This window comes from Cyclobacterium sp. L-R (assembly GCF_056859355.1).
Genome location: NZ_JBSXOH010000022.1, coordinates 1 through 3,236, shown reverse-complemented (window position 1 = coordinate 3,236; position 3,236 = coordinate 1). Strand labels below are relative to the sequence as shown.

The 3,236-nt window shown below is 37.5% G+C and carries 4 protein-coding genes; all 4 read right to left on the bottom strand.

Features of this window, described 5'->3' with window-relative positions:
- Nucleotides 1-156: 156 nt before the first annotated feature.
- On the bottom strand, nucleotides 157-600 hold the full coding sequence (locus tag AC13EX_RS01390; RefSeq protein WP_482891249.1) for a hypothetical protein: 444 nt from the start codon (nucleotides 598-600) through the stop codon (nucleotides 157-159).
- A 137-nt stretch (nucleotides 601-737) separates the two neighbouring features.
- The gene (locus AC13EX_RS01385; protein ID WP_482891248.1) at nucleotides 738-1,382 is read right to left on the bottom strand and encodes a DUF4145 domain-containing protein; all 645 of its coding nucleotides are present in this window, start codon (nucleotides 1,380-1,382) and stop codon (nucleotides 738-740) included.
- A 160-nt stretch (nucleotides 1,383-1,542) separates the two neighbouring features.
- On the bottom strand, nucleotides 1,543-2,181 hold the full coding sequence (locus AC13EX_RS01380; RefSeq protein WP_482891247.1) for a hypothetical protein: 639 nt from the start codon (nucleotides 2,179-2,181) through the stop codon (nucleotides 1,543-1,545).
- A gap of 343 nt (nucleotides 2,182-2,524) precedes the next feature.
- On the bottom strand, nucleotides 2,525-3,236 hold a 712-nt coding region (locus tag AC13EX_RS01375; protein WP_482891246.1), incomplete at its 5' end, for an IS91 family transposase.

The window sequence follows — 3,236 nt, the reverse complement described above, 5'->3', positions numbered from 1 at the left end:
ATCAGCAACTTTTTCATTCTCCTACAGCTAAAAAAACAAAAAGAGAAAACCATTCCCCATAGTAATCCTAATTCCCAACACCTTTCGTTCAACACTGCATTCAGACTAGGCTGTTCCAGCCGTCAGAATGCTTAGTTATTGGCGTGTCGTTATTTTTTATACAAATTCTTTTTGTCCATTTATATCTGTCTTCAATTCTTCAAAAATTTCTCTGAAATTCAATATTCCTTCATATGTCCCGAGTTTAAATTTATATTCTATTTTTTCTCCCCAAAGTTTGTCTCCTATTTCATTAGCTTGAACAATTAATGGTTTTATAAGATTGTCAAAGTTTAAGAACTCGTCAATGTTTATATTCTTGGAGTAGTTTAAATGGGCTATTCTATTATTTCTGTGTTGAACTTTTAGGTAATTGACATTTCTCCTAAATGATTCAAAATCGCTTTTGAGTTCTTTAATAACTTTTTGGTCTGTTATTGTCTTATTAGTTGCTTTCAGAATCTTTCGAAAGGAAAAAATTGAACTATCATCATCAAGATTGGTCAGGTGCAGAATTAGACCATTTTCCATATATCTTAGTGCAGTAAATTCTTCGAGCATATAGTGTCTCGTGGTTTTTTGGAATAGATATCCAAGTCTGTTCAATTTTCTAATATAAAAAGAAGCTAAAATGGTCAAATCAATGAGTTCCACTCGTAGACTTGAAAATTCCTTTTTCTGTTCCGCTGTTAGCATACCTATTTTTTAGACTTAATTGTTTTCAATTTGTCTTCTGCTAGAGTAGCCAAATATGGTGCACTGTAAACGTATTCAAGAATTGCTGTACTTAAAGCTGTCACAATTGGGATTTCCTTCTCACTAAGCTCGCCTATTCCTGCATGGGCACCTATATTTCCAAAATCCTTTAATCCCTTGGCAACATTGACAAGCTTCTCAGGTATTTCATTCTTGTCCGCTAAATCTTTGAGCATTAAAGCAAGGGTTTTTCCTTTTGCTTTTCTGTCAATACACACAAGCTCTAAAAGTCTACGTAGAAGAATTACATAAGCGTTTACATCTACAGTTTTTATTTTGTTAGCAGCTTGAAAAGCTTTTTTGATTTTTTCAGGTAGTCCAATGGGAATGTTCTTGTCAAGCGGATAGAGAGTTTTATATGTTATTTCATCTTCAGATTCCATTCCATCGTGCCATTCGTATGATACTATATTGGGCTTATTGCATGCAGGACACTCTAATACACTGTATGTAGTTCCCCATTCTCCAATTGGCCCATATTCAGGGTCAACATCGGATTCTATATCATTAACATTTCCAATAATCTTCATATGAGATATATTGTTACAATGTCCACATGAAACTAACTTTGAAAGATTATCAGGCATATTGTTTGTTTTTTAATGCACGCCAACGTGATTCAGCTTGGAGACGGCGGGCATTCAGAGACGTTCTCTTCCAGCCTAATTCTAACTTCTTAAAGATACTAAACTTTCAATTTACTCGGAACCCCCCGCTGTATCCAAGGTGATGTTAGCAGAATTCATTTTAGTCCTTCCTGTAATACTTAATTTCCTTAACCCGCCAATTACTTTTTTCTTTTTCAATCAACACTAATGTAGATGTACCAGTTTTTTGGAAACCACCATCTTTCCAAATAGTAATGTAGTAAAAACCTTGAGTGAGGCTGTCGTTGAAACTCACTCTACTTATTTCGGGCCTAAACTTGAAATTTTCATTGGTATAATTTTCTTCAAAATCTATCGGTTCAATTTTGTATTTTTCATTCAAGTAAAGAGTATTATAACCAATATATCTTGACTTAAGTGTTGCAAAGTTTTTTGTGGTAGTCAAATCAAAGTAAACAATATCACTAGTATCATAGATATTAATTAACCAATCATTTTGCTTAATTACTTCAGGTAACGAAATCAAATTACCATCAAATGCTGCAATATGGACAATACTACATTTCTTTTCTACAAGCTCCTTAAAAATAAATTCCGATGAATTATCATCTTCATTGAATGGAATTGTATCATAAAAACTACTCAAATCATCTTCATCCCACTTACAATAGTTTGAATAATAAAATGATTCAAATACTTCAGGAAGAGTTTTTGAAAGCGAAGTAATTTCTTCATTTTCATAGACATAATTACCTTTACAACTAAGTAAAAGTATCATCTTTAAAATAATGAATATCCTCGGTCTCAACTTTTTTTATGATTTTCTGCTAACGTAAAGAGTTTTAAACGCAATCTAGCCAAAAAAAATAACTATTTGAGGAGGAGTCCCTTAGATTGCGGTTAAAACTTAGTTGGACGAAACCGGGGGCCTGTCTATGGGCATTTATGTTTCGTTATTTGGGAGAGTTTGGGGTGTTTAGTACCAGGAACCCCTGTTTTGATCTCCCTAACCGATGACTTCTGGTTGTTTGGATACTGTAGGGGCAGTCCCTTCCCATTAACGCCCTGCTGCGTTTTGATTTGTAGCCATGATTTCAAAGAACTTTGCTATTTGGGCGATCTTATGGGTCTGTTCCTTTCCCCTCAGCAAGGCCATACATCATCTTTCCGGTTTCGCATCCCGGACACCTGAACGGGTCCTGACCCAGTATTCCCTCCAAAATCTCATAGGTTGACAATCCCTCATAAAAGGAAATGAGCCTTGGCGCTTTCAGCAGCCTAAAACAGTCCTCCATTTTGGTCTTGCTGTTCGCCGATGACATGATCCCATAATACCTTATCTTGTAAAATCCGCTTGGAAGGACGTGTTGCATGAACCTGCGAGTGAATTCGGCGCACGGAAGTTCCATGATTTTGGTTTTACGGTCCCTGTAATCCTTCCACCTGAACTTTACCGTGCCGTCTTCGACAGACTGTATCCGGCTGTTGCTGATGGCCACCCGATGGGTGTATCTGCCCAGGTAGCTAACCACCTGGCTGGTACCTTTGAACGTTTTTTTGATATAGACATGCCAGGACTTCGAATAAGCTTCCTTTTTTACAAGCTCCGGGGTGGCGTACATCCCTTTCTGTTTTTCAGGTATCCTGAGCTGGTCTGACCGCAAGGCATGAAAGAGGTTTTCCATGAATACCCCCCTGAATATACCTGAGAGGGCTTTCACTGGCACAAAAAACTTTTTGTTCGCAGCTACCCATTCCATGTTGTCGGGGTCGGGCCCTCCGGCAGGCACCAGCATGTGGATATGGGGGTGGTAATTGAGTGCCTGTCCCCAA

Coding starts and splice junctions, on each gene's coding strand:
- AC13EX_RS01390 (WP_482891249.1), bottom strand. CDS start 600: ATGCTCGAAGAATTTACTGCACTAAGATATATGGAAAATGGTCTAATT.
- AC13EX_RS01385 (WP_482891248.1), bottom strand. CDS start 1,382: ATGCCTGATAATCTTTCAAAGTTAGTTTCATGTGGACATTGTAACAAT.
- AC13EX_RS01380 (WP_482891247.1), bottom strand. CDS start 2,181: ATGATACTTTTACTTAGTTGTAAAGGTAATTATGTCTATGAAAATGAA.